General features: G+C 51.9%; 3 protein-coding genes. All 3 read left to right on the forward strand.

What is annotated here, in order from left to right; all coding sequences use genetic code 11:
* The first annotated feature begins 203 nt into the window (after positions 1-203).
* The 3 genes from KJ970_09280 to KJ970_09290 all read left to right on the forward strand — a co-directional run bounded on the left by KJ970_09280 (position 204) and on the right by KJ970_09290 (position 2,730).
* The gene (locus tag KJ970_09280; GenBank protein ID MBU2691110.1) at positions 204-548 is read left to right on the forward strand and encodes a hypothetical protein; all 345 of its coding nucleotides are present in this window, start codon (positions 204-206) and stop codon (positions 546-548) included.
* A 63-nt stretch (positions 549-611) separates the two neighbouring features.
* Positions 612-1,178, forward strand: a complete 567-nt coding sequence (locus KJ970_09285; GenBank protein ID MBU2691111.1) for a hypothetical protein — start codon at positions 612-614, stop codon at positions 1,176-1,178.
* A gap of 337 nt (positions 1,179-1,515) precedes the next feature.
* Positions 1,516-2,730 carry a hypothetical protein gene (locus KJ970_09290; protein ID MBU2691112.1) on the forward strand — a complete coding sequence of 405 codons (1,215 nt, stop codon included), beginning with the start codon at positions 1,516-1,518 and terminating at the stop codon, positions 2,728-2,730.
* Positions 2,731-2,906: the final 176 nt, after the last annotated feature.

A 2,906-nucleotide genomic window follows, 5' to 3' on the forward strand; every position in this document is an offset into this window, starting at 1 on the left:
CATTTCGAGCGCATAACGAGCTTTTGAACCTGTCGAGAGCGCTTGTCACGCCCCCCGCTTTTGTGGGAGAATGGTGGCGTTGAGAAGACGCGGGCGGGCGGGGGTCGCGCCAAGCACCCTCGCAGGTTAAAATAACGTTAGGTGTATAGATTTAAAATTGACGAATTATGAAAATTAATATTCGCCTTTCATTCATGATTTCTTTGGCCGCGCTTGCAGTTGGTCTTTTGTTACTCTGTTTTCATTGGATTGATGGCCAGTTCGGAATCTCGTATCATCGCAACGGCAAATTCTTTTATGTTGCCATGACCACGCTTCCGGCTGTTCTTGTGATTTCCTTTTCTTCACTGGCTATTGGTGTTATCCGGGCTCAATCGCTCGCATCTAGATACAAGATATGGATTTCTAAATCTGAAAGCATCATCAGCGCAGCCGGAAAGATCCTTGGAGCATTTGGGGCAATACTTTTGATAGTATTTCTCGCACTATTCCTTTTTTACATTGCCTGGGGCCTGACTTTTGTATGGCCAATAAACCGAGGTCTTTGAGGCAATGATGCAAGGTCCGCGAATGAAGGAAAAGTCATGAATTCATGCCGGCGGCTGCTTGGGATGCTGATAACCCTCACCATTCTGGTTTGTGGCGCGTATGCGGACGAAATTGAAATTTCCTACGATGACGGGACACCGGAGGGTTATGGTGGCGCGGGTTCTGAAACAGGTGTTGCTGTTCGGTTCACGCCACCATCCTATCCGACGAAAATTGTAGCCGTGAAGCTCTACCTTTTTGAATTATCCACGGACTGCGGGGGCGGTAAGGTCTGGGTAGTTGATGACGATGGCCTCAATGAAACGCCAGGGAGCTCACTGTTTGGGCCGGTGAGTCTTGGCGTGATCGATTCGACCGGCTGGCTGGAGCTTGAAATTCCCGAAGAAAGCCAAATCACCATATCAGACGGGGAGTTCTATATTTGTCGTCTCGATTCGATAGATCCGCGCGACTGTACTTCAATTGGCTTGGATGACAGTGCCACACATGCGGATCGTCAGTGGTTTTATGGGAGCGGAATTTGGGTTCCCTTTCCGGAACCAGCGAATTTCATGATTCGTGCCCTAGTGGTAACTGGGAGTGTTCCAGTTGAATTGGTTTCGTGGGGTAGTCTCAAAGCTAGTATGTAAATATCGAACACCTAACGAGCTCATGAACCCGACGAGCGCCCTTGTCACGCCCCTCGCAAAGTGAGATCATAGTGGCGCGATGTTGGGAGTAGGCGAGGGTCGCGCCAATGACCCTCGCGGGTTATGAGAACGTTAGAGTGACAGGAACATATAATTCGAGTTTTAAGTTTCGCACGATTCGTATTGATCACCGTGGTTCGTTGTATCGCTAAGCTTGATAAAGCATTGTGGTTCCAGAGAGGATTGACACTAGGAAGACCCAGGTGGTAAAATAGTTAGCCTGAACGGAGACGATTGTGCGGCTCGACGTGCAGGTTCTTCCGGGGAGGTGATGGCCATGAAGCAAGGTCTCTTGCTTTGCGCGATCATGCTATACGGGACTCTACCTATGGGCGTGCAAGCCGATATGCTGTGGGTCCCTGATAATTACAGCACAATTAGTCTCGCCTGCGAGGAAGCGGTTGCTGGCGACACCGTTGCTGTGTTGGCGGGGAATTACGAAGAGAGCGCACACGTGAAACCTGGAGTGAGTGTAATCGGTATGGTGCCAGATTCCACGGCAATTCGGGTTGAATCCAGTGATCCCTATGGGCCATTTATCTTGCTTCCGGGTACCGAGCCTGTCCTGATTAAGAATATGAAGATAGTAGGCGGGCCGAACTCAGCATTTGCGAACAATAACCCCAATACAACAATTGAGCGCTGTCTGATTACAGCTGGGGAGTTCTATTCGTATCTCGGCCTACTGTGGGAGAGCATCACATTCAGTTCCTGTTTCATAGGTTTTAGTGCAGGGTTCGGAAACCTCTTCTATCTGCTGAATCCGGTCACAGTCTATATGCAGGACTGTGTGATCATGGGCGATCCATTTAGTAACTGGTGGGCGATTCCTGCCGGGAGTCAGTTCGAGATCGAAAACAATACAATTCACGCGCGCATTGGGTTCGAGTTTGACAGCCCACCAACGACCGAGTTCACTCTCCGTTTTACAAATAACATTATTGAGGAGGTATTTTGCAGCGACACTCAACCCGATGTCCTCGAGTGGCGATACAATGATATTTTCGGGTTCGGAGGTTTGCCTGACTGTGGCGATCGGATCGGCAATTTCTCGGCCGATCCGCTGCTCTGCGATCCTGACGGGCCGGAAGCGGATAATCGCCTGGAGCCGGAGAGCCCATGTTTAGCCGCCGGTGAGAACGGAGAGGACGTGGGCGCGCGGCTGGGGATCTGCTGGGATCCTGCGGGAGTCGAGGATGAACTAGCATCCGTCCTGCCCCCTCGACTCTGGGCCTATCCTAATGTAATTGGCAGGGCTGGTTGCACGCTCGAGCTCACAAGACAATCCGTGACTCTGCCACCTGCTGTCGGGGTCTTCGATGTCCTCGGCCGCCGATGCGCGACTCTGAGACTGTCGCCACGCGCCGGCGCAACCTTCACGGCGCGCTGGCCTGGAACCGACGATCAGGGTCGGAAGCTCCCGGGTGGCGTGTACTGGTTGCGACCCACTGGAAGAACGGACGTCTCGACGCGAGTGCTTATAGTAAAGTGACAGTGTTATTGGATACGCGCTATCCCAGAACTCGGACAACGATCTTACGATTGACGGGCACTCTAACGAACTTTTGAACCTGACGAGGGCCATTGTCACGGCCCTCGCACAAGATTATTATAGTTGTGCGACGAGAGAGTAGGCGAGGGCCGCGCCAAGGACGCCTCGCAGGTTAA

It is taken from the genome of Candidatus Eisenbacteria bacterium (assembly GCA_018831195.1).
GTDB lineage: Bacteria > Eisenbacteria > RBG-16-71-46 > CAIMUX01 > JAHJDP01 > JAHJDP01.